Annotated in this window: 18 protein-coding genes, 1 tRNA gene and 1 other RNA gene; 18 read left to right on the top strand and 2 right to left on the bottom strand. The window is 38.7% G+C overall.

Annotated elements, in window-relative coordinates:
* Positions 1–77: 77 nt before the first annotated feature.
* Positions 78–152 (bottom strand) — tRNA-Arg (locus NAG76_04390).
* A 233-nt stretch (positions 153–385) separates the two neighbouring features.
* Here NAG76_04390 and NAG76_04385 point away from each other — a divergent pair.
* The 16 genes from NAG76_04385 to NAG76_04310 all read left to right on the top strand — a co-directional run bounded on the left by NAG76_04385 (position 386) and on the right by NAG76_04310 (position 18,626).
* The gene (locus tag NAG76_04385; GenBank protein ID URN95502.1) at positions 386–1,435 is read left to right on the top strand and encodes a hypothetical protein; all 1,050 of its coding nucleotides are present in this window, start codon (positions 386–388) and stop codon (positions 1,433–1,435) included.
* A 67-nt stretch (positions 1,436–1,502) separates the two neighbouring features.
* Entirely contained in the window at positions 1,503–2,507 is a 1,005-nt protein-coding gene (gene gap, locus NAG76_04380; protein URN95501.1) for a type I glyceraldehyde-3-phosphate dehydrogenase, read from the top strand.
* 139 nt (positions 2,508–2,646) lie between these two features.
* Positions 2,647–3,828: a phosphoglycerate kinase gene (locus NAG76_04375; protein URN95500.1), complete on the top strand. Its 1,182-nt coding sequence runs from the start codon at positions 2,647–2,649 to the stop codon at positions 3,826–3,828.
* Between the two features lie 212 nt (positions 3,829–4,040).
* Complete coding sequence (gene tpiA, locus NAG76_04370; protein ID URN95499.1) at positions 4,041–4,796, top strand: triose-phosphate isomerase; 756 nt, start codon at positions 4,041–4,043, stop codon at positions 4,794–4,796.
* A gap of 1 nt (position 4,797) precedes the next feature.
* Positions 4,798–6,333 (top strand): 2,3-bisphosphoglycerate-independent phosphoglycerate mutase, encoded by a 1,536-nt coding sequence (gene gpmI / locus NAG76_04365; GenBank protein URN95498.1) that lies wholly within the window; start codon positions 4,798–4,800, stop codon positions 6,331–6,333.
* A gap of 70 nt (positions 6,334–6,403) precedes the next feature.
* Positions 6,404–7,696 carry a phosphopyruvate hydratase gene (gene eno / locus NAG76_04360; protein ID URN95497.1) on the top strand — a complete coding sequence of 431 codons (1,293 nt, stop codon included), beginning with the start codon at positions 6,404–6,406 and terminating at the stop codon, positions 7,694–7,696.
* Between the two features lie 204 nt (positions 7,697–7,900).
* Complete coding sequence (locus NAG76_04355; GenBank protein URN95496.1) at positions 7,901–8,866, top strand: sugar phosphate isomerase/epimerase; 966 nt, start codon at positions 7,901–7,903, stop codon at positions 8,864–8,866.
* An 88-nt stretch (positions 8,867–8,954) separates the two neighbouring features.
* Positions 8,955–9,191 carry a preprotein translocase subunit SecG gene (gene secG / locus NAG76_04350; protein URN95495.1) on the top strand — a complete coding sequence of 79 codons (237 nt, stop codon included), beginning with the start codon at positions 8,955–8,957 and terminating at the stop codon, positions 9,189–9,191.
* A 215-nt stretch (positions 9,192–9,406) separates the two neighbouring features.
* Entirely contained in the window at positions 9,407–12,166 is a 2,760-nt protein-coding gene (gene rnr / locus NAG76_04345; protein ID URN95494.1) for a ribonuclease R, read from the top strand.
* A gap of 243 nt (positions 12,167–12,409) precedes the next feature.
* Positions 12,410–12,610, top strand: coding sequence for a cold-shock protein (locus NAG76_04340; GenBank protein URN95493.1), 201 nt, complete (start codon positions 12,410–12,412; stop codon positions 12,608–12,610).
* A 149-nt stretch (positions 12,611–12,759) separates the two neighbouring features.
* Entirely contained in the window at positions 12,760–13,242 is a 483-nt protein-coding gene (gene smpB, locus NAG76_04335) for an SsrA-binding protein SmpB (GenBank protein URN95492.1), read from the top strand.
* Positions 13,243–13,493: 251 nt separating this feature from the next.
* Positions 13,494–13,858, top strand: a transfer-messenger RNA (tmRNA) gene (gene ssrA / locus NAG76_04330).
* A gap of 254 nt (positions 13,859–14,112) precedes the next feature.
* Positions 14,113–14,913: a class I SAM-dependent methyltransferase gene (locus tag NAG76_04325; GenBank protein ID URN95491.1), complete on the top strand. Its 801-nt coding sequence runs from the start codon at positions 14,113–14,115 to the stop codon at positions 14,911–14,913.
* A 684-nt stretch (positions 14,914–15,597) separates the two neighbouring features.
* Complete coding sequence (locus NAG76_04320) at positions 15,598–16,383, top strand: nucleotidyltransferase domain-containing protein (protein ID URN95490.1); 786 nt, start codon at positions 15,598–15,600, stop codon at positions 16,381–16,383.
* 552 nt (positions 16,384–16,935) lie between these two features.
* Positions 16,936–17,550 (top strand): TetR family transcriptional regulator C-terminal domain-containing protein, encoded by a 615-nt coding sequence (locus NAG76_04315; protein URN95489.1) that lies wholly within the window; start codon positions 16,936–16,938, stop codon positions 17,548–17,550.
* Positions 17,551–17,816: 266 nt separating this feature from the next.
* Entirely contained in the window at positions 17,817–18,626 is an 810-nt protein-coding gene (locus NAG76_04310; protein URN95488.1) for a glucose 1-dehydrogenase, read from the top strand.
* A gap of 508 nt (positions 18,627–19,134) precedes the next feature.
* Here the strand turns inward: NAG76_04310 and NAG76_04305 are convergent.
* Positions 19,135–19,866 (bottom strand): metal-binding protein ZinT, encoded by a 732-nt coding sequence (locus NAG76_04305; GenBank protein URN95487.1) that lies wholly within the window; start codon positions 19,864–19,866, stop codon positions 19,135–19,137.
* Positions 19,867–20,150: 284 nt separating this feature from the next.
* Between NAG76_04305 and NAG76_04300 the strand changes: the two genes are divergently transcribed.
* Both NAG76_04300 and NAG76_04295 read left to right on the top strand, forming a co-directional pair.
* On the top strand, positions 20,151–20,954 hold the full coding sequence (locus tag NAG76_04300; protein URN95486.1) for an esterase family protein: 804 nt from the start codon (positions 20,151–20,153) through the stop codon (positions 20,952–20,954).
* Positions 20,955–21,302: 348 nt separating this feature from the next.
* On the top strand, positions 21,303–21,929 hold the full coding sequence (locus tag NAG76_04295) for a TetR/AcrR family transcriptional regulator (protein ID URN95485.1): 627 nt from the start codon (positions 21,303–21,305) through the stop codon (positions 21,927–21,929).
* Positions 21,930–21,933 lie beyond the last annotated feature (4 nt).

Here is a 21,933-nt window from a genome sequence, read left to right as displayed (position 1 = left end):
AAAAGCCTGTACAAGTTATATACTTGTACAGGCTTTGAAATGATAATGTAAGTACTATTTAAAGTTTAAAAGTGCTATGGCGCGCCCGCTAGGAATCGAACCTAGATCTCAGGCTCCGGAGGCCTACGTCATATCCATTGGACCACGGGCGCTAATATGAGATAACATTGTCGATTATATGGGATAAAATGATGCGAAGCAAGTTTAAAATTAAATTAAATTAATAGAGCAATCGCTTACATGGTGAATCAGCACTTGCAGTACGTAAAAATATTAGGTAAAATAACAGTGGGACTTAAAACACACCACAGGGACAAAAAAAGTCCAACAGGTCCTGAGATTAATGTGGTAGTCGTGGACTCTTTCCGATGGAGTGATGGTATTTATGCGTCAGCTTATTGAACTGCAAAGGCAGTTAGTACCTGAGCTTTTGGATGTTATGAGAAAGCGGTATAGAATTTTGCAGCAAGTGATGCTTGCAGGTACAATTGGTCGACGAGCGTTAGCAACAACATTATCGATGACCGAACGAGTACTAAGAGCTGAGACTGAGTTATTGAAAGAACAAGGACTCCTTATTATTCAATCTTCTGGTATGCAATTAAGTGAAGACGGCAAGAAAATGCTTGAAGAAATAGAGCAACTTGGTGACTTTGTCTTCGGTAGTTCAGAGATAGAAGAAAAGCTTAAGTCGATGTATGGCTTAAAACAAGTCATTGTTGTGCCAGGTGATTCAGAACAATCTCAGATTGCTAAGAAAGAATTAGGTCGTGCAACAGGTTTGCTGCTTAAGGATGCGATACGTTCTGGTGATGTTATTGCGGTATCAGGTGGAACGACAACTGCACAAGTTGCCAAGTACATGAGTTTACCAAATACTATCAAAGATGTTGTATTTGTTCCTGCGCGTGGCGGTCTTGGTGAAAGCTTGGATTATCAAGCTAACACGATCGTATCAATGATGGCCAAACGGACTGGTGGACATTACCGTTTACTACATGTGCCTGATCATATTAGCTCTGACGCGTATGAGTCGATGATTCAAGAACCTTCCATTAAGGAAATTGTTCAAGTTATTCGAAATGCACGAATTATTGTGCATGGCATTGGTGACGCTATTGTAATGGCTAGAAGAAGAAAGACTGATCCTGAAGAACTGCAAGCTATGTTGGATGAAGGTGCAATGGCTGAGTCATTTGGTTTTTACTTTAACCGAAATGGTGAACTCATTCACAAAATGAAAACAGTAGGTATGCGACTTGAGGATATTGCTAAAACTGAGGTGTTGATAGCAGTTGCTGGTGGTGCCAGTAAGGCTGAAGCTATTGACGCAATTATGAAGTTTGGTTATGATCACGCACTTGTCACTGATGAAGGGGCAGCATTGCGGATTATTGAGATGTACGAGGCCAAGGGGCAACACGGCGAAGTGTAATTTATTACACTCGTCTTAAACATATTAAATCTTTTCAAAAACAAATCAATCTTAGGAGGATTTACTCATGATTAAAGTAGGTATTAATGGATTTGGACGTATTGGTCGTTTGGCATTCCGCCGTATTCAAAACGTAGAAGGTATTCAAGTAGTAGCAATTAATGACTTAACTGATGCTAAAATGCTAGCTCATTTGCTTAAATATGATACAACTCAAGGTCGTTTCGATGGCGATGTTGAAGTACATGATGGTTTCTTCAAAGTAAATGGTAAAGAAGTTAAAGTTCTTGCTAACCGTAACCCTGAAGAATTGCCATGGGGCGAGCTAGGCGTAGATATCGTTCTAGAGTGCACAGGTTTCTTCACAACTAAAGAAGCTGCTGAAAAACACCTTAAAGGTGGAGCTAAAAAAGTTGTTATCTCTGCTCCAGCTACAGGCGATATGAAAACTATCGTTTACAACACTAACCATGAAATTCTAGATGGTACTGAAACAGTTATCTCTGGTGCTTCTTGTACTACTAACTGTCTAGCTCCTATGGCTCAAGTATTGAACGATCAATTCGGTATCGTTCAAGGTCTTATGACAACGATCCATGCTTACACTGGTGACCAAAATACACTTGATGCTCCACACCCTAAAGGTGACTTCCGTCGTGCTCGTGCAGCGGCTGAAAATATTATTCCTAACACAACTGGTGCTGCTAAAGCAATCGGTCTAGTAATTCCTGATCTTAACGGTAAACTTGACGGTGCTGCTCAACGTGTACCAACAGCAACTGGTTCTCTAACTGAGCTTGTTACTGTATTGAATAAAAAAGTAACAGTTGATGAAGTTAACGCTGCTATGAAAGCTGCTGCTAACGAATCATTCGGTTACACTGAAGACGAGATCGTATCTTCTGATATCATTGGTATCACTTACGGTTCTTTATTCGATGGAACTCAAACTAAAGTTCAAACTGTTGGCGACCAACAATTGGTTAAAACTGTATCTTGGTACGACAACGAAATGTCATACACTTCTCAATTGATTCGTACAGTTGAACATTTCGCAAAACTTATCAAGTAATATTTGAGCAATATCAAAGAGCGGAAACAGTGATATTGTTTCCGCTCTTTATATATCATCGTTTCGTGAAGTTTCAACATATAAGCATAACAAAGCTATGTAAGCTATAGACAATATAAATGGTGCGGAGGAACGTCTAATGAATAAGAAAAGTGTACGTGATATCGAATTGACGGGTAAGAAAGTATTTGTTCGTGTAGATTTTAATGTTCCACTTGAAGATGGAAAAATTACTGATGACAAACGTATTCGCGAAACATTGCCTACAATCAATTTCCTAATTGAAAATGGTGCTAAAGTTATTCTTGCTAGTCACCTTGGTCGCCCTGATGGCGTAGTAGTAGAAGAACTTCGTCATACTGCAAGTGCAGTTCGTCTGTCTGAGTTACTTGGCAAACCAGTTGTTAAAGCTAATGAGTCAGTTGGCGACGCTGTTAAAGCACTTATCGCTGATATGAACAATGGTGATGTGTTGTTGCTTGAAAACGTGCGTTTCAATGCTGGTGAAGAGAAAAATGATGCAGAACTAGCGAAACAATTTGCTGAGCTTGCTGATCTTTTCGTAAATGATGCATTTGGTGCTGCTCACCGTGCACATGCTTCAACAGAAGGTATCGCTCACTTCCTACCGGCTGTATCTGGTTTACTTATGGAGAGAGAATTGGATGTTCTAGGCAAAGCGATTAACAATCCAGCTCGTCCTTTCACAGCTATCGTTGGTGGTTCTAAAGTTAAAGATAAAATTGCTGTAATCGAAAAAATGATCGAAATCGCTGATAACATTATTATTGGTGGCGGTCTTTCTTATACATTCTTCAAAGCTCAAGGTCATGAAATTGGTCAATCTCTTCTTGATAACAGTAAACTTGATCTTGCACTTGAATTCATTGAAAAAGCTAAAGCTGCTGGCAAGAACCTATACTTACCGGTTGATATTGTTGTAACTGATGAGTTCAGCGCAAAAGCTAACACAAAAATTGTTTCTGTTGACAGCATTCCTGCTGACATGGAAGGTATCGATATCGGACCTAAAACTCGTGAAATCTACGCTGAAGTTATCAAAAACTCTAAGCTAGTAGTGTGGAACGGACCTATGGGCGTATTTGAAATCGAGCCATTCTCTCATGGTACACAAGCAGTAGCTAAAGCTACAGCTGAAACTGAAGGTTACACAGTAATCGGTGGTGGAGATTCTGCAGCTGCAGCTGAGAAATTCGGCCTAGCTGATCAAATGGACTTCATTTCAACTGGTGGCGGTGCTTCCCTTGAGTTCATGGAAGGTAAAGCTCTTCCAGGTGTAGTTGCACTTAACGACAAATAAGTTTCCTTATTGGTTGGATGAGGATGCATGATCCACAATTGGATTGTGCATCCTTGTAGACTGTTAACGAATGTTTTATGCTTTAGAAGTAACTTTTCATTAACCGAGAAGTTAATCGAGAAGCAATGAAAGTTTTGACTAAGCTTCCGAAATAACTTTTCGTTGTAAGGAAGTATATCAAGAAACTCTAAAAGTTTTTAGGAGGGTATATGATGAGTAGAACACCTATTATTGCAGGTAACTGGAAAATGTTCAAAACGATTTCAGAAGCGGTTTCTTTCTTCGATGCTGTAAAAGGTAAAGCTGAAGTTGCTGGAGTAGAAAGCGTAATTTGCGCACCATTCACAAACTTACCAGCTCTTGTTGAGGCTGCTAAAGGCACATCTATTGCTATTGGAGCACAAAACCTTCACTTTGAAGATAACGGAGCATTCACTGGCGAGATCAGTGGTGTTATGTTAAAAGATCTTGGCGTGAAATATGTATTGATCGGACACTCTGAGCGTCGTCAATATTTCGCTGAGACTGATGAAACAGTTAATAAAAAGGTTCATGCTGCAATTAAACATAACCTTGTACCGATCGTATGTATTGGTGAAAAGCTTGAAGAGCGTGAAGCTGGTACTACTAAAGATGTATGTAAAGTTCAAACTGAAGCAGCGCTTCAAGGTCTTTCTGCAGCTCAAGTAGCGGACATCGTTATTGCATACGAACCAATTTGGGCAATCGGAACTGGTAAATCATCAACTTCTGCTGATGCCGAGGAAGTTATCGGTTACGTACGTAGCGTTGTTGCTGAATTGTATGATCAAGCAACTGCGGATGCTGTTCGTATTCAATACGGCGGTAGTGTTAAACCGGAAAATGTAACTGAGTATATGGGTCAAGCAAATATCGACGGAGCACTAGTAGGTGGCGCAAGTCTTGAGCCAAACTCCTATATCGCACTTGTCGAGGGGGCCAAGTAAGATGGCTGATCGTAAACCTGTAGCACTTATTATTATGGATGGCTTTGGTCTTCGTAATGATGTTGTTGGTAACGCCGTTGCACAAGCTAATAAGCCGAACTATGACCGTTACTTGACTCAATATCCGAATACAACTCTAACAGCATGTGGTGAAGCAGTGGGTCTGCCAGAGGGCCAAATGGGTAACTCTGAAGTAGGTCATTTGAACATCGGTGCTGGACGTATTGTATATCAAGACTTGACTCGTATTACGAAATCTGTTCGTGATGGCGATTTCTTTGAAAATGAAACTTTGCTTAAAGCATTGCTTCATGCCAAAGAAAACGGCAAAAAACTTCACCTTTATGGATTATTATCCGATGGTGGTGTGCATAGCCATATCGATCATCTTTTCGCGTTACTTGATCTTGCGAAACGTAACGATTTCTCTGAAGTATATATTCATGCGTTTTTAGATGGTCGTGATGTAGCTCCTGATAGCGGACTTGGCTATGTAGAGAGACTACAAGCGAAAATTCAAGAAGTAGGCGTTGGTAAAATCGCAACAGTTCAAGGTCGCTACTATGCAATGGATCGTGACAAACGCTGGGATCGTGTAGAGAAATCTTATCGTTCTATGGTGTATGGTGATGGCCCTTCTGCAACAGATGCACTGCAAGCTGTTAAAGATTCTTACGCTGCTAACGTATACGATGAATTCTTCGTTCCTACTGTAATGCTTAAAGAAGATGGTAGCCCTGTTGGACTAGTTGAAACTGGAGATTCCGTAATCTTCTTTAATTTCCGTCCAGACCGTGCTATTCAACTTTCGCAAGTATTTACGAATGAAGAGTTCCCTGGATTTGATCGTGGTGAAAAAGTGCCAAAAGATCTATTCTATGTATGTTTGACATTGTTCAGTGAGACAGTTGGAGGATTAGTTGCATACTCGCCGAAAAACCTTGATAATACACTTGGTGAAGTTTTAGCGCAAAACAACTTGAAACAACTTCGTACGGCTGAAACTGAAAAATATCCGCATGTAACATTCTTCTTCAGTGGTGGTCGTGACAAAGAGCTTCCTGGTGAAACTCGTGTCTTGATTAACTCTCCAAAAGTTGCAACATATGACTTGCAACCAGAGATGAGTGCTTATGAACTAGCAGAATCAACAGTTCGTGAGATTGAATCAGATAAACATGATGTTATTATCATTAACTTTGCAAACCCAGATATGGTTGGTCACTCTGGTATGCTTGAACCGACAATTAAAGCGGTAGAAGCTACTGATGAGTGTGTTGGTAAAGTAGTAGACGCTGTTCTTGCAAAAGGTGGCGTATGTTTAATTACTGCTGACCATGGTAATGCTGATATGGTGTTTGATGAGAATGGTCGTCCTCATACGGCACATACAACAAACCCAGTTCCATTTATCGTGACTTCTAATGATGTGCAATTACGTGAAGGCGGAATCTTAGCGGATATCGCACCAACAATGCTAACATTACTTGAAGTAGCAAAACCAGAAGAAATGACAGGTTCTACATTGATTAAGTAGTACCAATACATGTACAATATAAATATAAAGTAATTAATTAATACTTATAAACTAAAGGAGTTGTAACTTAATGTCTATCATCGTTGACGTATACGCACGTGAAGTTCTTGACTCTCGTGGTAATCCTACTGTAGAAGTAGAAGTTTCTCTTGAATCTGGTGGCAAAGGCCGCGCAATCGTTCCATCTGGTGCATCTACTGGTGCATACGAAGCTGTTGAACTTCGTGATGGCGACAAATCTCGTTACCTAGGAAAAGGTGTAGTGAAAGCTGTTGACAATGTTAACACGATCATCGCTCCAGAAATTATTGGTCTTGACGCACTTGATCAAGTTGCTATCGACCGTAAAATGATTCAATTAGATGGTACTTCTAACAAAGCTAAACTAGGTGCTAACGCTATTCTTGCGGTATCTATGGCTACTGCTCGTGCAGCTGCTGATGCTCTTGATGTACCTCTTTACACATACCTTGGTGGATTCAACGCTAAAGTATTGCCAGTTCCAATGATGAACATCATCAATGGTGGTGAGCATGCTGATAACAACATTGACGTTCAAGAATTCATGGTTCTTCCTGTTGGTGCTGAAACTTTCAAAGAAGCTCTACGCATTGGTGCTGAAATCTTCCACAACCTTAAAGCTGTTCTTCATGACAAAGGTCTTAACACAGCTGTTGGTGACGAAGGTGGATTTGCTCCAAACCTTGGTTCTAACGAAGAAGCAATCGTTACAATCATCGAAGCTATCGAGCGTGCTGGTTACAAAGCAGGCGAAGATGTATTCCTTGGTATGGACGTAGCTTCAACTGAGTTCTACAAAGATGGTAAATACGTTCTTGCTGGCGAAGGTAAATCTTATACATCAGCTGAGTTCGTTGACCTAATGGCTTCATGGGTTGATAAATACCCAATTCTTACAATCGAAGATGGTTGTTCTGAAGATGACTGGGAAGGTTGGAAACTTCTTACTGACAAACTTGGTAAGAAAGTTCAATTGGTTGGTGATGACTTGTTCGTTACTAACACTGAGCGTCTATACGATGGTATCGAAAAAGGCGTTGGTAACTCAATCCTAGTTAAAGTTAACCAAATCGGTACATTGACTGAAACTTTCGATGCAATCGAAATGGCTAAACGTGCTGGTTATACAGCTGTTATCTCTCACCGTTCGGGTGAATCAGAAGATAGCACAATCGCTGACATTGCTGTTGCGACTAACGCTGGGCAAATCAAAACTGGTGCTCCTTCTCGTACTGACCGTGTTGCGAAATACAACCAATTGCTTCGTATCGAAGATCAACTTGGTTCTACAGCTCAATACGCTGGTAAAACTGCATTCTACAACTTGAAAAAATTCAAATAAGTTAATTTTTAACTTATTATAAATAAGGGAAGTATTTCTTACATCTTAACGGATGAGGGAGTACTTCCCTTTTTAGTTGTCTGGTTTACTTATCAGTGAATTGTGTTAATAAATGTTTCCTTTGTATAATCCTTATTTATCACATGAAAAGCACCGCTCTAGGTAATAATGAATCTAATAATACTGATGAGTAGGTGATTAACGATGAATGAGCAAAAGAATGATCCAAATAATGCATCTAATAAGGCATCTAACAATGAACAAAATAAAGCATCTGACAATGTAAATAACAAAGAACATAAAGATGAATCAGTAAGTGATCAAAAGACAGCACTAACGAACGAACAAAATAATGAGCAGAATAACGAACAACATAATGAACCAATAATCGGTTTGCAAATGTATTCGATGATTCGACTTGCTGAATATGATATGACTAAAACATTAGAAGACATTGCAAAAATAGGATATCAAGCAGTGGAGTTAGTTGGATATTATACCTATACTCCTCAACAAATAAGAAGAAATGCTAAACGTTTCAATCTTAAAATTCCATCTGTACACGTTCCGTTACGTATTTATGATGAAGAAAAAATAATGGTCGATTACGAGAAGTCTGCAGAATTTGCTGCAGAGATTGGTGCAAAGTACATTGTTATTCCTTGGCTACCGATTAGTGAGAAATTCAAAGAAAATGAAGTGCAATATCTTGTGCATTTAATCGGTTCTTGTATTTCGGTAGCGAAAAAAAATGGATTGCAGCTTGTTCTTCATAATTACTCCAGAGAATTTAAATTAATTGACGGTGAATTTGTATTAAAAGAGTTAATAGGTCCATTTGATAAAGATCAATTAAAGTTGGAACTTGATTTCGGAACGATTTATATATCAGGTATTGATCCTTTTAAAATATATCGAGAATATGAGGATCGATCACCATTGATACATTTACGTGATGTGACGATAGGAAGAAGAGATTGTAAGCTTGGACAAGGGAAAATAGATTATGTGAATCAATTACATCAATTACCTCATTTAGATAACAAAATATTGTATGTCGAACAACAATTTGATAAGAATCATGGATTAGAGCATGCTCGGGATAATTTTGAATTTGTTAAAGAGCAAATCCAACGACGTCAATCACCAAAGCAATACCAATTTTCATAACAACCTGTCCTATTGTATCGACGCCTAATATATGTTAGAATCATATTATCTATTTTTGTATGGATTGGCTATGCTGGAGGTGGAAGAAATGGAAATTGCTTTGCAAATCTTACTAATTGTTTTTGCTATTGGTTTGATTGGAGCAGTATTGCTGCAAAAAGGTAAAAGCGCGGGACTTACTGGTGCAATCACTGGTGGTGCTGAACATTTATTCGGTAAGCAAAAGGCTCGTGGTTTAGACCTATTTTTGGAGCGTCTTACTGTGGTTTTGGCTGCAGGTTTCTTTATTTTGGCGTTGGTAGTATCGTATTTTGTAGGTGTATAATTAAAGCATTGAAAAGCGAGGGATTCCCTCGCTTTTTTTTGTTGGTGATGTACATATAATAGGATTGATTTAAACACATGTTGTGTATACTTATAGTAGTAGATCAAATTGTAGAATGCGATAACGAAATAATGCAGAAAGGTTAATCGCTATCGAATAGGAAACGAACTTGCACTTAATAATACAATTATATATAAGAATGAGGAGACAAATTTATGGTGAACGAGGGTCAATTGCTCGAATTTATGAAAGAAATCGCCTATAAGCCGATGACATATCAAGAATTAGAACAGCATTTTCAAATTAGTGAAGCTTCAGATTTCAAAGCGTTTCTGAAAATGCTTGTTGCATTAGAAGATGAAGGTAAAATACTTAGAACGCGTTCTGAACGTTATGGTGTACCTGAACGAATGAATTTACTACGTGGACGGATACAAGCACATGCTAAAGGTTTTGGCTTTTTAATTCCAGATGATAAGGAACATGGCGATGTATATATTCATGCCAACGATTTGAAAAGTGCAATGAATGGCGATATTGTCCTTATCCGTATTACAAGTAAAAGTGAAAATGGTGGAAGAATGGAAGGAGAAGTCGAACGTATTGTGATACGTGCGGTTACTCAAGTCGTAGGTGTTATTGAGCACCACGAAGCTTTCGCATTCGTTATGCCAGATGATCAACGTATTAATCGAGACATCTTTATTCCTAAAGGCAAAGCTAAAGGTGCAGTTTCTGGACAAAAAGTTGTCGTTCAAATCAATGTTTATCCTGAAGGGAGATCTGCTGCTGAAGGTGAAGTTATTGAAATTCTTGGTCATAAAAATGATCCAGGTGTAGATATACTGTCGATCATTCGCAAACATCAACTTCCGGAACAATTCCCTGAGGAAGTTATGGCAGAAGCTGAAGCTGCTCCTGATGTCATTACTGAAGAAGAAATTACGAGTCAAAATCGTCGTGATCTGCGTAATGAAGTAATCGTAACTATCGATGGCGCAGATGCTAAAGATCTTGATGATGCTGTTCATGTGAAGCGTTTAGAAAACGGTAACTTATTGCTTGGCGTACATATTGCTGATGTAGGTTACTATGTAAAAGAACGTTCTGCACTTGATCAAGAGGCGTTCCTTCGTGGATGCAGTGTATATTTAGTCGATCGAGTAATTCCGATGTTACCACATCGATTGTCTAACGGTATATGTTCATTGAATCCACAAGTTGATCGCTTGACGCTTTCTTGTGAAATTGAATTCGATGCAGAGACATTAAAGCAAGTTCGACATGACATATTTACAAGTGTTATTCGTACAACAGAGCGTATGACATATACAGATGTACGTGATATTCTTACAGCTACAGAGGAAGAGCCTCAGACGGAATTGAAAGAGCGCTACGCGCCATTATTAGATATGTTTGAGCTTATGGAACATCTGGCAATGAGATTACGTAAGAGTCGCATGAAACGTGGTGCAATTGATTTTGATTTCCAAGAGTCGAAAATTATTGTTGATGAAAACGGCAAGGCTGTAGACATCGTGAAACGTGAGCGTTCCGTTGCTGAGCAAATTATTGAGGAGTTTATGTTAGTTGCGAATGAAACGGTAGCTGAGCATTTTTACTGGATGAAAGTACCTTTCTTATATCGTATCCATGAGGATCCAGATCAAGAAAAACTACAAACATTTATGACATTTGCTGCGAACTTTGGTCATGTAGTGAAAGGAAAAGGTAATTCTGTTCATCCACGTGCGTTGCAGACGCTACTTGATAAAATTCAAGGTACGAAGGAAGCAACAGTAATCTCTACGATGATGCTTCGTTCTATGAAGCAAGCGAAATACGATGCGGAAAGTTTAGGTCACTTCGGGCTTGCAGCAGAGTATTATTCTCATTTCACATCACCAATTCGTCGTTATCCCGATCTTGCCATACACCGCATCATTCGTGAGGTCATTGAAGGCGGGGGTACGCTAAGCGCTAAACGTCAGGAAGCTTTAGCGATTCGTATGCCGGATGTTGCGCAACATTCTTCGCAAAGAGAGCGTATTGCTGTAGAAGCTGAACGTGACACGGATCGATTGAAAAAATGTGAATATATGCTTGATAAAGTAGGAGAGACTTTCACTGGTATTATTGGGAGCGTAACAAGCTTCGGTATGTTCGTAGAACTTGAAAATTCTGTCGAGGGATTAATTCGACTTGGCGATATGACAGACGACTATTACAATTTCCATCAAGATCATATGATTCTTGTTGGTGAACGTACTTCCAAAATATATAGAATCGGTGATGAAGTAGAAATTACCGTAAATCGCGTGAATATGAGCGACCATACGATTGACTTCGTGTTTGCAGGGACGAAAGGTAATAGTGACCGCTACTTTGGTAGAGCAGGTCGTAAACGCCAAGATGCAGCGCCAGCAGGTGATCGGTCAGGTGATCGCAAACCAGCTCGCGGTCGCAAACCAGCCTCAGCTACTGGAGGGAATAGTACAGATCGACGTAAGCCAAGAGAAGGGGGAGACAATCGTCCTCGTCAAGGTGATAAGCGCTCTGTAGGAAGTGATGCACGAGGTATTAAAGGGAAGAAAAAGGACTTCAAACGTGGGCCACGTACAAGCGCCGTAACTGAAGGTCAGGCAACTAATCCATGGACTGAAGACACTCGCTTAGTTCTAGATTTTGATGCAGTGGACAAAGAAAAGGGAACCACTCCATCAGATCGTGAAGAAAGTGGAACATATTTCTCTAATCCATTCGCTGGCAAGCCACCAAAAAAGAAAAAATCTGGTTCATCTCAAGGTGGCAATAAGAAGTTACGTAAGAAGACATCATCAAGCGGTGTGTTCAATGGCGGTAAAGATAGTTCTAAGTCATCAAGTATTGTATTAGACCCCGCACAGAAAAAGGCAAAGAAGAAAAAAGATAAAGCTAAGAAAGCTATGGGTGGTTTTGTTCGGAAAAAGAAATAATGCATAATTTCTTTACCGAATATTAATACATTTATATGAATAAAGGGAAAAAGCAATAGGGCTAAAACTATTGCTTTTTCCCAATTCCTATAGTAAACTCAAGCTAACTGATATGATTCACCTGTATTCACATATTGAAAAGGGTATCATCATCTTCATGAACCTTTTTCAATGTGTGAATTTTTTGTTTTACAACGAAATAGGCGCATATTATTTATTCATTCATAAAGGAGGCTATTTCACATGCAACAAGGTACAGTTAAATGGTTTAACGCAGAAAAAGGCTACGGCTTTATCGAAGTTGAAGGCGGCAACGATGTATTCGTACATTTCTCCGCAATCACTGGCGAAGGCTTCAAAACTCTTGAAGAAGGCCAACAAGTTGAGTTCAACGTAGTTGACGGCAACCGTGGACCACAAGCAGAAAACGTAGTTAAGCTTTAATAGCTGACTTACGCTAATGCGTGAACGAAGAACCGACCTAGACCATTTATGGCTAGGCGGTTCTTCTTGTCTCTAGGACAATATTGCTTTTGTGTAGTTTAATTGCTACAATATAATTCCATGAGATTAGAAGTAGAGAGGTGATTGGTATGGGTAAAAAAGTAACAGAGAGTAAGCCGTTAGCACAAAATAAGAAGGCATCTCATGATTACTTTATTGAAGAAACCTTGGAGGCTGGAATGGTTCTAACAGGTACTGAGATCAAGTCTCTGCGCACTGGTAGAGCTAATATTAATGATGCATTTGCAACGATTCGCAATGGCGAAATCTTTGTACACAATTTGCATATTAGTCCGTTTGAGCAAGGGAATATTCATAATCCAGTTGATCCTACGCGCGCTCGAAAGCTATTGCTCCACAAGTCTCAAATTGTTAAACTTCTGGGTCAAGCAAAGCAAGAAGGATACTCCATTGTGCCTTTAAAAATATATGTGCGAAATGGTTATGCTAAGCTTTTGATTGGACTTGGTAAAGGTAAGAAGCAATACGATAAACGTGATACTGCAGCCAAACGTGATTCCCAGCGTGATATTCAACGTATATTACGTGAGAAGCAGAAAGTAATTCGTTAAGTAGAGTGTAAACGTTCTGATTATTTAGTAATGAATTTCTTGTTTTCCAATGATCATACAGTGTGAATTGACGAAAATCATGATATACTAAATGTATTGAATCGGTTATGCATGAAATTGATACATGTTTGCATATACTATCAATTATCAAATCTTATTAGTCGGTGGCTAATGAGTACATTAATCCGTGCTTACTTCTTGTTGAAGCGAGCGCTCCTAAGCTAAAGCTTAAGTGAGCTTTATGCCATTTAGGGGGCGTTTATGGATTCGACGGGGACTGGACGAGCGCGGGTCGCGAGTAGTGGGGAGTCGTCCACTTTAAAACGCTAAAGCCTATTAAACGGCAAACAACAAACAAACTACGCATTAGCAGCCTAAGAAACTGTTAGCGTGCTCCTCCTCGGCATCGCCCATGTGATCGAGATAGGGGCTAACTCATAGTGGGATACGCTGTCACATCTCCGCCTGGGGTGTGCTGAAGAAGATAATCAGGCTGGTTCCTGCAGAAGCCGGTTACGGGGCGTTTGCTTGATCGACAACAAAACTGTGACTACACTCGTAGAAGCCTGTGTGGCGTAGTCTTCGGACAGGGGTTCAAATCCCCTCGCCTCCACCATGATTAAACCCGACCGCATGAGGTCGGGTTTTTTGTTTTTTTATGTGGAAAAATAGACATCGGGTTAATACACTTCCAGTTATGTTAAAGCACTAGACAAAATGTCTAGTGCTTTTTAAGTGAGTATAGATATCACAGTTAATGTATTTAGGTTAAATAAATTAAATGACTATTGCATTATAAATAAACAAAAAATATTGTATAGACATTTATTGTTCATTTTGTTTATAATTACAAAAAATGGAGTGAAATATATGAATATGGATGAAAATAAAATAGAAGCAAATAAAGTGGCGTGGGGTAAAGTCGCTGAAGATCACTACGAACATTTTAAGACGCGATTAAATCAAGATGATTTTAAGCTTAACCAAATAGTAGAAGAAGAATTAGGAGATGTACGTGGAAAAAGAATCTTACATTTACAGTGCAACATAGGAGCAGACTCAATTCACTTAGCACGAAAAGGAGCAATTGTTACTGGTGTAGATCTAGTTCCTGAAAATATCTACTACGCCAAAAAGCTTACTGAAGACTTCGGAATAAATACTGCAGAGTTTATTGAATCGGATGTATTAAAATTAATGGATGTCCACCAAGGAGAGTATGACATAGTTATGACTACTGACGGTGTACTTGGTTGGTTACCGGATTTAAATAAATGGGGAAAAGTAGTATCACATTTTCTGAAGAAGGATGGATTTTTCTATTTACACGACTCACATCCATTTATGTTGATTTTTGATGAGAGTCAGTTACCTAATGGACATTTAGTGCCGAAGTATCCATACTTTGAAAAGACAGCTGATTTAGATACATCTATTGGAGGCTACGCATCAGAACTTAAACCAGCAGAAAACTACTTTTGGGGACATATGTTAAGCACAATAATAAATGGGCTTTTAAGTGGAGGTTTATATGTAACCTTTTTTAAAGAATATGATCGTTGTGCACCTGGAATGGGTGGTAATGAAAGGGATGAAAATGGACTTTCTTACTATCCAGAATTAGAGGGGAAACTGCCATTAGTTCTCAGCTTAATGGCACAGAAAAAATAGTGAAAAATACAAATGAATACAATATATTAGCAACTCCTCTACATTTCAATTATAATCCTGACGGAGTATTGTAAATTTTGATTACATTGTTCACACATGAAGATAACCTGTTAGCGTGCTCCTCCTCGGCATCGCCCATGTGATCGGGATAGGGGCTAACTCATAGTCGGATACGCTGTCACATCTCCGCCTGGGGTGTGCTGAAGAAGATAATCAGGCTGGTTCCTGCAGAAGCCGGTTACGGGGAGTTTGCTTAATCGACAATAAAACTGTGACTACACTCGTAGAAGCCTGTGTGGCGTAGTCTTCGGACGGGGGTTCAAATCCCCTCGGATTCCTGAATCCCTTTCCCAGCAAGGGTTTAATCCGCTTATGGGGACAGGAGTTCAACTCGGTTGGGTCAAAAATAGTGGCGGTACTGACGGCTGCGTTTTGTTTCGCTCCGGTCGCTACCGTCGCTTTTTTAGGGACAATTAGGGGTTCTCGTTGTTATACTCAAAGTGGAAATGTCTCTGGAGCTTGGTTGATTTTTAGATGGAACTAAACTAACTGGCAGTTATCTATAAGACGATTGATTCATTCGGGGGATTGCGGAAATTTCAAAAATGGAATATTATTTACTTATGATTAACATATTTGCTTACTAATTAATGCTTATATTAATTTTATCGGAGTGGATGTATTATGTATCCCCATCATCAAGCTGCTATTGATGCCATCACCAACAAGCTTAAAGCCAGACCCGACGTACAAGGGATCATCATCGGAGGTTCCGTGGCGCATGGCTTTGCCAACGAAACCTCTGATATCGACATTATGATCGTCCTTTCTGAAGAGGATTACAAGAAAGCTTGTTCCATCCATAATCTTGGGTATTTCGAAACGGAATCCTGTTCTTATGAAGGCGGTTACGTGGACGGGAAAGTTGTATCCGCTTCCTACATCAAGCAAGTGGCCGAATCCGGCAGCGATCCTGCTAAGTTCGCATTCCAGGATGCGTTCGTCACCTATTCCAATATCGAGGGGTTGGAACAGTTGGTCCAAGACGCTCCCCGATATCCGGTGGAGAAAAAGGCAGAGAACATGCAGAAGTTCTATGCACAATTCGAAACCTGGAAATGGTATTATTACGAAGGACTAAAACGCAACAATCGTTTATTAATCGACTACTGTTTGACCCAATATGCCTTTTTCGCAGGTAGGTTGATTTTGGTACACAACGAAACGCTGTTCCCTTCTTATAAGTGGTTCTTTGAGGTTCTGGAAGGGGTTGAAAAGAAGCCGGAGAATTTGTTGGCGGACATCCATCGGGTGCTGGAAGAACGAACGCCGGAAGCCGTCGAGAATCTGTACGAGAGTATTGTGGAATTTAATAACTGGTATCAGGCAGAGCATCATTGGTCGGTTCAGTTCATGATGGATAGCCAGCTGAACTGGATGGACGGACCGGTTCCGGTTCTCGATTTATAAACTGTTCCGCTAACGGGAATGACAGTTGAATAGATAGCTTCATGGCTAGCAGGATGAGGCATTGTTTCGATGAGGAAACGGCCAGACTTGTTGAAGATCTATGCCACCTCACCAAAATCCTGACCATCATGCGGCGGCGAATTGTGGTTTTGCACAGCCACGGTTCGCCTCCACCATAATTAAACCCGACCGCATGAGGTCGGGTTTTTTGTTATGACCTATGAACATAGCCATCTTGTCTATGCGACAAAGAGGAAATTCTTAAAGGTTTATTTAGGGCATGCAAGGGTTCGCGACCATCACACATTACATTCAGAACTGCCGAGATATAGGTCTTTATTTATTTTTTTTGTTTATCGTAAGCTAGTTGGTTTAGAAATTAATGATGATCTATTAGTTCGATCAACTGATGTTGCAAGACTGTATTGTAAGTTTTCTCGGACAAGAAACCTACCACCAAGTGTATATAAATTATAGAGTGTTTAATAAAATGATTGTTGAATGATATAATACAGTAAAAGTATTTACGTTAGATTATAGGAGGATAGTGCTTTGAGTGATAAACTTGATCCAAGACAAATACGTTCAAAGAAGAAGCTTCATGAAGCGTATCTAGCACTAATAACTGCTACAAAATCAACTCTTTCAATTAAAGAAATATGTGATGAAGCAGGTGTGACAAGGCCAACCTTTTATAAGCTTTATAATGATGTCTATTCTTTGAGAACTGCAATGTATAAGGAAATGTTACATGAGTTAAATCAAATGTTAGTGATTAAAGAACAGATGAGAGTGGAAGATGTTAGAGTTGGAAATTTACCGATTAATATGGTGAATTTATTTCAACATATTTTAGATAATGCTATATTTTATCATTCATTCCTACTTATAAGTCCAGACTCTGATTTCATTAATGAATTAAAGAGCATATTAAAAAATTACATTGAGGACGGACTTCGCATTGCAGATTCGGAAGAAAATAAGTTAAGTATACCATTGGAATTTGCAATTAATTATGCAGTTGGTGCTTATTTTGAGAGTATTTTATGGTGGATACAGAATAACTTTAAATTTTCTGCCGACGAAATGACTATATTATTGCTACGAATATCATTAAAAGGTCCATTCACGGACGAAATTCAGCGATTGTTTAAATTAGAAAAATAAAAAATCCCTTGATGACACGAATTTTTTTCGTGTCATCAAGGGATTTTTTTTGTAATCACAAGGTTCCAATTTTCATTGGAAGTTACATTATGTTTTACACTAATGTTCGCCACCAGTGGATATAATGTTATTTACTATAATTTTAAGTTGATTTATTAAATTATCTATTGCGTAAATATCTGCGCTTATTAGTTTACACAATGTAAATTAGATGATATGCTATGTATATTATATATGCTAATAAACCGTCAATGGGAGGAATTAATATGGGTCGTTTAGAGAATAAAGTAGCAATCGTAACAGGAGCAGCCTCTGGAATGGGAGAAGCGACAGCTAAGTTGTTTGCAAACGAAGGAGCTAAAGTCGTTGTTGCTGATATTAACATTGAGAGTGCAAAACGAGTTGTTGCAGAAATTGAAGCTATCGGTGGAATAGCACTTGCACAATACGTTGATATTGGTTTGCCTGAACAAATAGAAGAAATGGTTTTAGTAGCTAAGAATGAATTTGGTCGCCTAGACATTCTTCACAATAATGCAGCTCGCCTTAATTTTAAAGGTGATGTAGATGTAGTGGGAATGGATTTGTTCGAATGGGATGAAACGATGCGATTTAATTTAAAATCGGTTCTTTTAGGAACAAAATATGCGATTCCTGTCATGCTTGAAACGGGTGGTGGCTCGATAATTAATACTACTTCAATGGGAGGATTAGTTGGTGAGCTTGGAAAATCCGCGTACGCAGCTGCAAAGGCGGGGGTTATATCATTAACTAAGTCAACGGCAGTTCAATATGGTAAACAAAATATTCGTTGCAATGCAATTGCACCAGGTATGGTACTAAGCGATACGATTGTAGAACATGCGCCAGAGCCATTAAAAAAATTAATAGATATCTATACAGATGTAAAATGTACACCTCGTATTGGTAATCCTATAGATATTGCTAATTTAGCTGTGTTTTTAGCTAGTGATGAATCTACATTTATTACAGGTCAAATCATTAGTGCAGATGGTGGTTTGCTAATAAAAAATCCAGCTGTTGCCGAAGTGCAAAAACAAAATTTGAATTGGTAATTTAAAGATTTATTATCTGCAGAAAATGTTGATTTGCCTCAGAGATTATTAATGCTTGTCATGCTTAACCGCATAGCTGCTTGGCGAGCCTCTGAAAAAGTCCGAAACTCATAAACAGGATACCAATCCCGGTGTTATAAGCGGAAGGGTGTCCTGTTTTCTTGTATAATGGAGGAAATAATAATGATTAATTTACTATTTCGATGCGCGGAGTAGTTACATGATTAGCACATTGCAATATGATTCATTATCGAGATTATCGTAATAAGGCCAAACGCTCAATCTAACTTAACTTTAACTTTTCTTAAGTTGAACCCGTATTCACCTTACAACTGGATAATCAACTAAGGGGTGGAATAGATGGAGGCGAATTGTGGTTTTGCACAGCCATGGCTCGCCTCCAACACGATTAAACCCGACCGCATGAGGTCGGGTTTTTTGTTTTAAAAGATATCAACATGCAAAGATAATTAAAATAATTTATGAAAAAGACATATAAAGGTGAAAATTAATGAGAAATCATCTCATGAGCAATAGCATGACCATCCATATTAGAGGGATAGTAAGTTGGCCAATTAGTGATCTCTTCTAATAATCCTTTACGATCGTTCCCCCAGTATAAGTGAAAGTGATTAGAGTTTTGAGGTGCGATAATGTGATCACTAAATTGTATGTATGCTGGTACTCCTTTTTCATCTCCAACATGTTTGAAGATGTAACGTACTCCTCTATTCCCTTTGGCGTATGTTAAAATTTCATATCCATCATATTCGTACTCTCCTTTATGTTCATGGCCATGATCAAAAAATGTTACAAAATTATTATTAATGACAATTCGATCGGTCGAAGTTTTATAACCAATATCATAATAAGCTTTAACTTCATCAAAGGTTTGTTCTTCAGTATGGGCAGCTTTATGTTCAAATACTTCATCTAACGTACCATCTTCTAAGTAAGGATATACAGATTGCCAGTCACCTTCCCAATTACTTAATTGTCTGTCTTGTACTTGCTCATCTTCAAAATATCCATTATAGATTTTTTTCTGCTCCTCGTCTAATTGATGAGCATGTTCATGATCATCACCATGATTGTGGTCAAGTTCCTGTCCTTGATGCTGTTGATGTTCAATCTCAATATTCGTATTGGTATTTACTGAACTTGTACTTTTCGGTTCACTACATCCAAACAAAATAGCAGATAAAGCTAAGAGACTAAAACAAGTGATAACTTTTTTCATTTCTCTTCCTCCAATTCGTAATAATTACGATTTAAACAATAGTGCATTTTCGCATCAAAGTCAATATAAATCGTAAACGTTACGATTTATATTGACTTTGATACTCTATTAACTCTAAACCCATAGTATTTCATAGAATTAATCAGAGTTTGCTTGCTCAGAGGCATGCTTCGTATGGTAGGTGAAAGTTGTCCTCTTTTATTTATCTATAGTACACAAGTTACTACTTTTACGTGCTTACATGATATGGTATAACTAATAAATACAATTGAAAGGGGATCATTATGGCTTATTTAACAATCAACTTTTTCTCAAAGCGTCTTAATAGAGACGTAACAATTAATGCCTTGTTACCATTGGATGGTTCCGATAAACCAGACTATTCAAGTAGATCTTCGCAAGCACCTTTAAAAGCATTATATTTGTTGAACGGATTGACAGGTAACCATACGGATTGGGTTAGTTATACGCGAATTAGAAAGCTAGCAAACCTACATAATATAGCAGTTTTTATGCCAGGAGGTGAAAATCATTTTTATGTAGATGATGAAGAAAGAGAGGAATATTATGGACAATTTGTCGGTGAGGAATTAGTTGAGTTTACACGGCAATGTTTTCCTTTATCTCATAAACGAGAAGATACCTATATTGGTGGCTTATCGATGGGTGGATATGGGGCGGTTAGAAATGGGTTGAAATATGCCGAACGTTTCGGCGCAATTATTGGTTTATCTTCAGCATTACTGCCATATAGAATTGCGAATGCAAAACCAGGGTTTGAATATAGGACGTTTAAATTCTCTTATTTGCAACGTGTATTTGGTGATTTATCACAACTTCTTGGAAGTGATAAAGATCCAGAGGCGTTAATAAAACAACTACGTGATAATAAGGAAATTATTCCACACATTTTTCTATCTTGTGGAACGGAGGATTTTCTTATTGACATGAACAGACGTTATCATCAATTTTTACTAGACGAAGCTATTGAGCATACGTATATTGAAAAGTCCGGTGCACATACGTGGGAATATTGGGATGAAGGAATTGAAGATGCACTAAATTGGATTGCCAATGTAAACCTTTAGGGTGACTTTTCCAATTCAATGAGTGTAGCCCAATTACAACACATAACAGGATCTTCAACAGTGTATGCACTCCACCATAATTAAACCCGACAGCTTGATGTCGGGTTTTTTGACTTTTCTGTGTTATAAAAAAATGTGGAGTATAATTTTAATCGCTTTTTTAATAACATGATCAAAGATTCACTTTGACTACTGACTGTTTGAAGTTACTGTATTATCCAAGGTTGATCACTTGAATTTAAGTTGCCTATTATTAATAAGGCATATTGACAAAATGATACATTAATGTGATATTATTTAATAAGTATACAGACAGACAGTCGGTCGGTTTGTAAAGGAGGTGTAAAGATGAGAGTTGTAAAAGAAGCTGAGGAACGCAGGAACGAAATCATTGACGCAGCTGATGAGCTTTTCGGTCAGAAAGGCTTTGACGGCACAAGTACAAACGATATTATTGAAAAGGTCGGAATTGCACGAGGAACGTTATATCATCACTTCAAATCGAAGGAGGATTTAATGGACGCGCTGATTGAGAGGTATAGTGTTCGTCTTCTAGGCACAGCGCAAGAAATTGCAATAGACAAGAGCATACCTGTAGTGGAGCGCATTATCCGCGTAGTTATGGCGCTGAACTTAAATGGCGGAAGTAGTAAGGAAATTATGGAGCATATTCACAAGCCGCAGAACGCACTTATGCATCAGAAAATAGAAAAGGTCATCATCAATGGTGTTACGCCAATACTGACGGGTATCATTCACGAGGGCATCCAGCAGGGACTATTCCATACGCCTTACCCGTATGAATGTATGGAAATGGTTGTGATTTATGCGAATACTATTTTTGATGATGATATGGTTCAAATGACTAACGAGGAGCGCGCTTCACGCATACAGGCTTTTGTTTTTAATGTAGAAAGACTGCTTGGTGTCGAAAGCGGAAGTCTTATAGACGTAATGCAAATGTTTGGTAATTAATAGA

Source organism: Candidatus Pristimantibacillus lignocellulolyticus (assembly GCA_023639215.1).
GTDB classification, from domain to species: Bacteria; Bacillota; Bacilli; order Paenibacillales; family Paenibacillaceae; genus Pristimantibacillus; species Pristimantibacillus lignocellulolyticus.
This window is presented reverse-complemented; position numbering and strand designations above follow the sequence as displayed.

What these genes read in the sequence shown, in the direction of transcription:
- NAG76_04385 (URN95502.1), top strand. Translation starts at nt 386, where the DNA reads ATGCGTCAGCTTATTGAACTGCAAAGGCAGTTAGTACCTGAGCTTTTG.
- gap (URN95501.1), top strand. Translation starts at nt 1,503, where the DNA reads ATGATTAAAGTAGGTATTAATGGATTTGGACGTATTGGTCGTTTGGCA.
- NAG76_04375 (URN95500.1), top strand. Translation starts at nt 2,647, where the DNA reads ATGAATAAGAAAAGTGTACGTGATATCGAATTGACGGGTAAGAAAGTA.
- tpiA (URN95499.1), top strand. Translation starts at nt 4,041, where the DNA reads ATGAGTAGAACACCTATTATTGCAGGTAACTGGAAAATGTTCAAAACG.
- gpmI (URN95498.1), top strand. Translation starts at nt 4,798, where the DNA reads ATGGCTGATCGTAAACCTGTAGCACTTATTATTATGGATGGCTTTGGT.
- eno (URN95497.1), top strand. Translation starts at nt 6,404, where the DNA reads ATGTCTATCATCGTTGACGTATACGCACGTGAAGTTCTTGACTCTCGT.
- NAG76_04355 (URN95496.1), top strand. Translation starts at nt 7,901, where the DNA reads ATGAATGAGCAAAAGAATGATCCAAATAATGCATCTAATAAGGCATCT.
- secG (URN95495.1), top strand. Translation starts at nt 8,955, where the DNA reads ATGGAAATTGCTTTGCAAATCTTACTAATTGTTTTTGCTATTGGTTTG.
- rnr (URN95494.1), top strand. Translation starts at nt 9,407, where the DNA reads ATGGTGAACGAGGGTCAATTGCTCGAATTTATGAAAGAAATCGCCTAT.
- NAG76_04340 (URN95493.1), top strand. Translation starts at nt 12,410, where the DNA reads ATGCAACAAGGTACAGTTAAATGGTTTAACGCAGAAAAAGGCTACGGC.
- smpB (URN95492.1), top strand. Translation starts at nt 12,760, where the DNA reads ATGGGTAAAAAAGTAACAGAGAGTAAGCCGTTAGCACAAAATAAGAAG.
- NAG76_04325 (URN95491.1), top strand. Translation starts at nt 14,113, where the DNA reads ATGAATATGGATGAAAATAAAATAGAAGCAAATAAAGTGGCGTGGGGT.
- NAG76_04320 (URN95490.1), top strand. Translation starts at nt 15,598, where the DNA reads ATGTATCCCCATCATCAAGCTGCTATTGATGCCATCACCAACAAGCTT.
- NAG76_04310 (URN95488.1), top strand. Translation starts at nt 17,817, where the DNA reads ATGGGTCGTTTAGAGAATAAAGTAGCAATCGTAACAGGAGCAGCCTCT.
- NAG76_04305 (URN95487.1), bottom strand. Translation starts at nt 19,866, where the DNA reads ATGAAAAAAGTTATCACTTGTTTTAGTCTCTTAGCTTTATCTGCTATT.
- NAG76_04300 (URN95486.1), top strand. Translation starts at nt 20,151, where the DNA reads ATGGCTTATTTAACAATCAACTTTTTCTCAAAGCGTCTTAATAGAGAC.
- NAG76_04295 (URN95485.1), top strand. Translation starts at nt 21,303, where the DNA reads ATGAGAGTTGTAAAAGAAGCTGAGGAACGCAGGAACGAAATCATTGAC.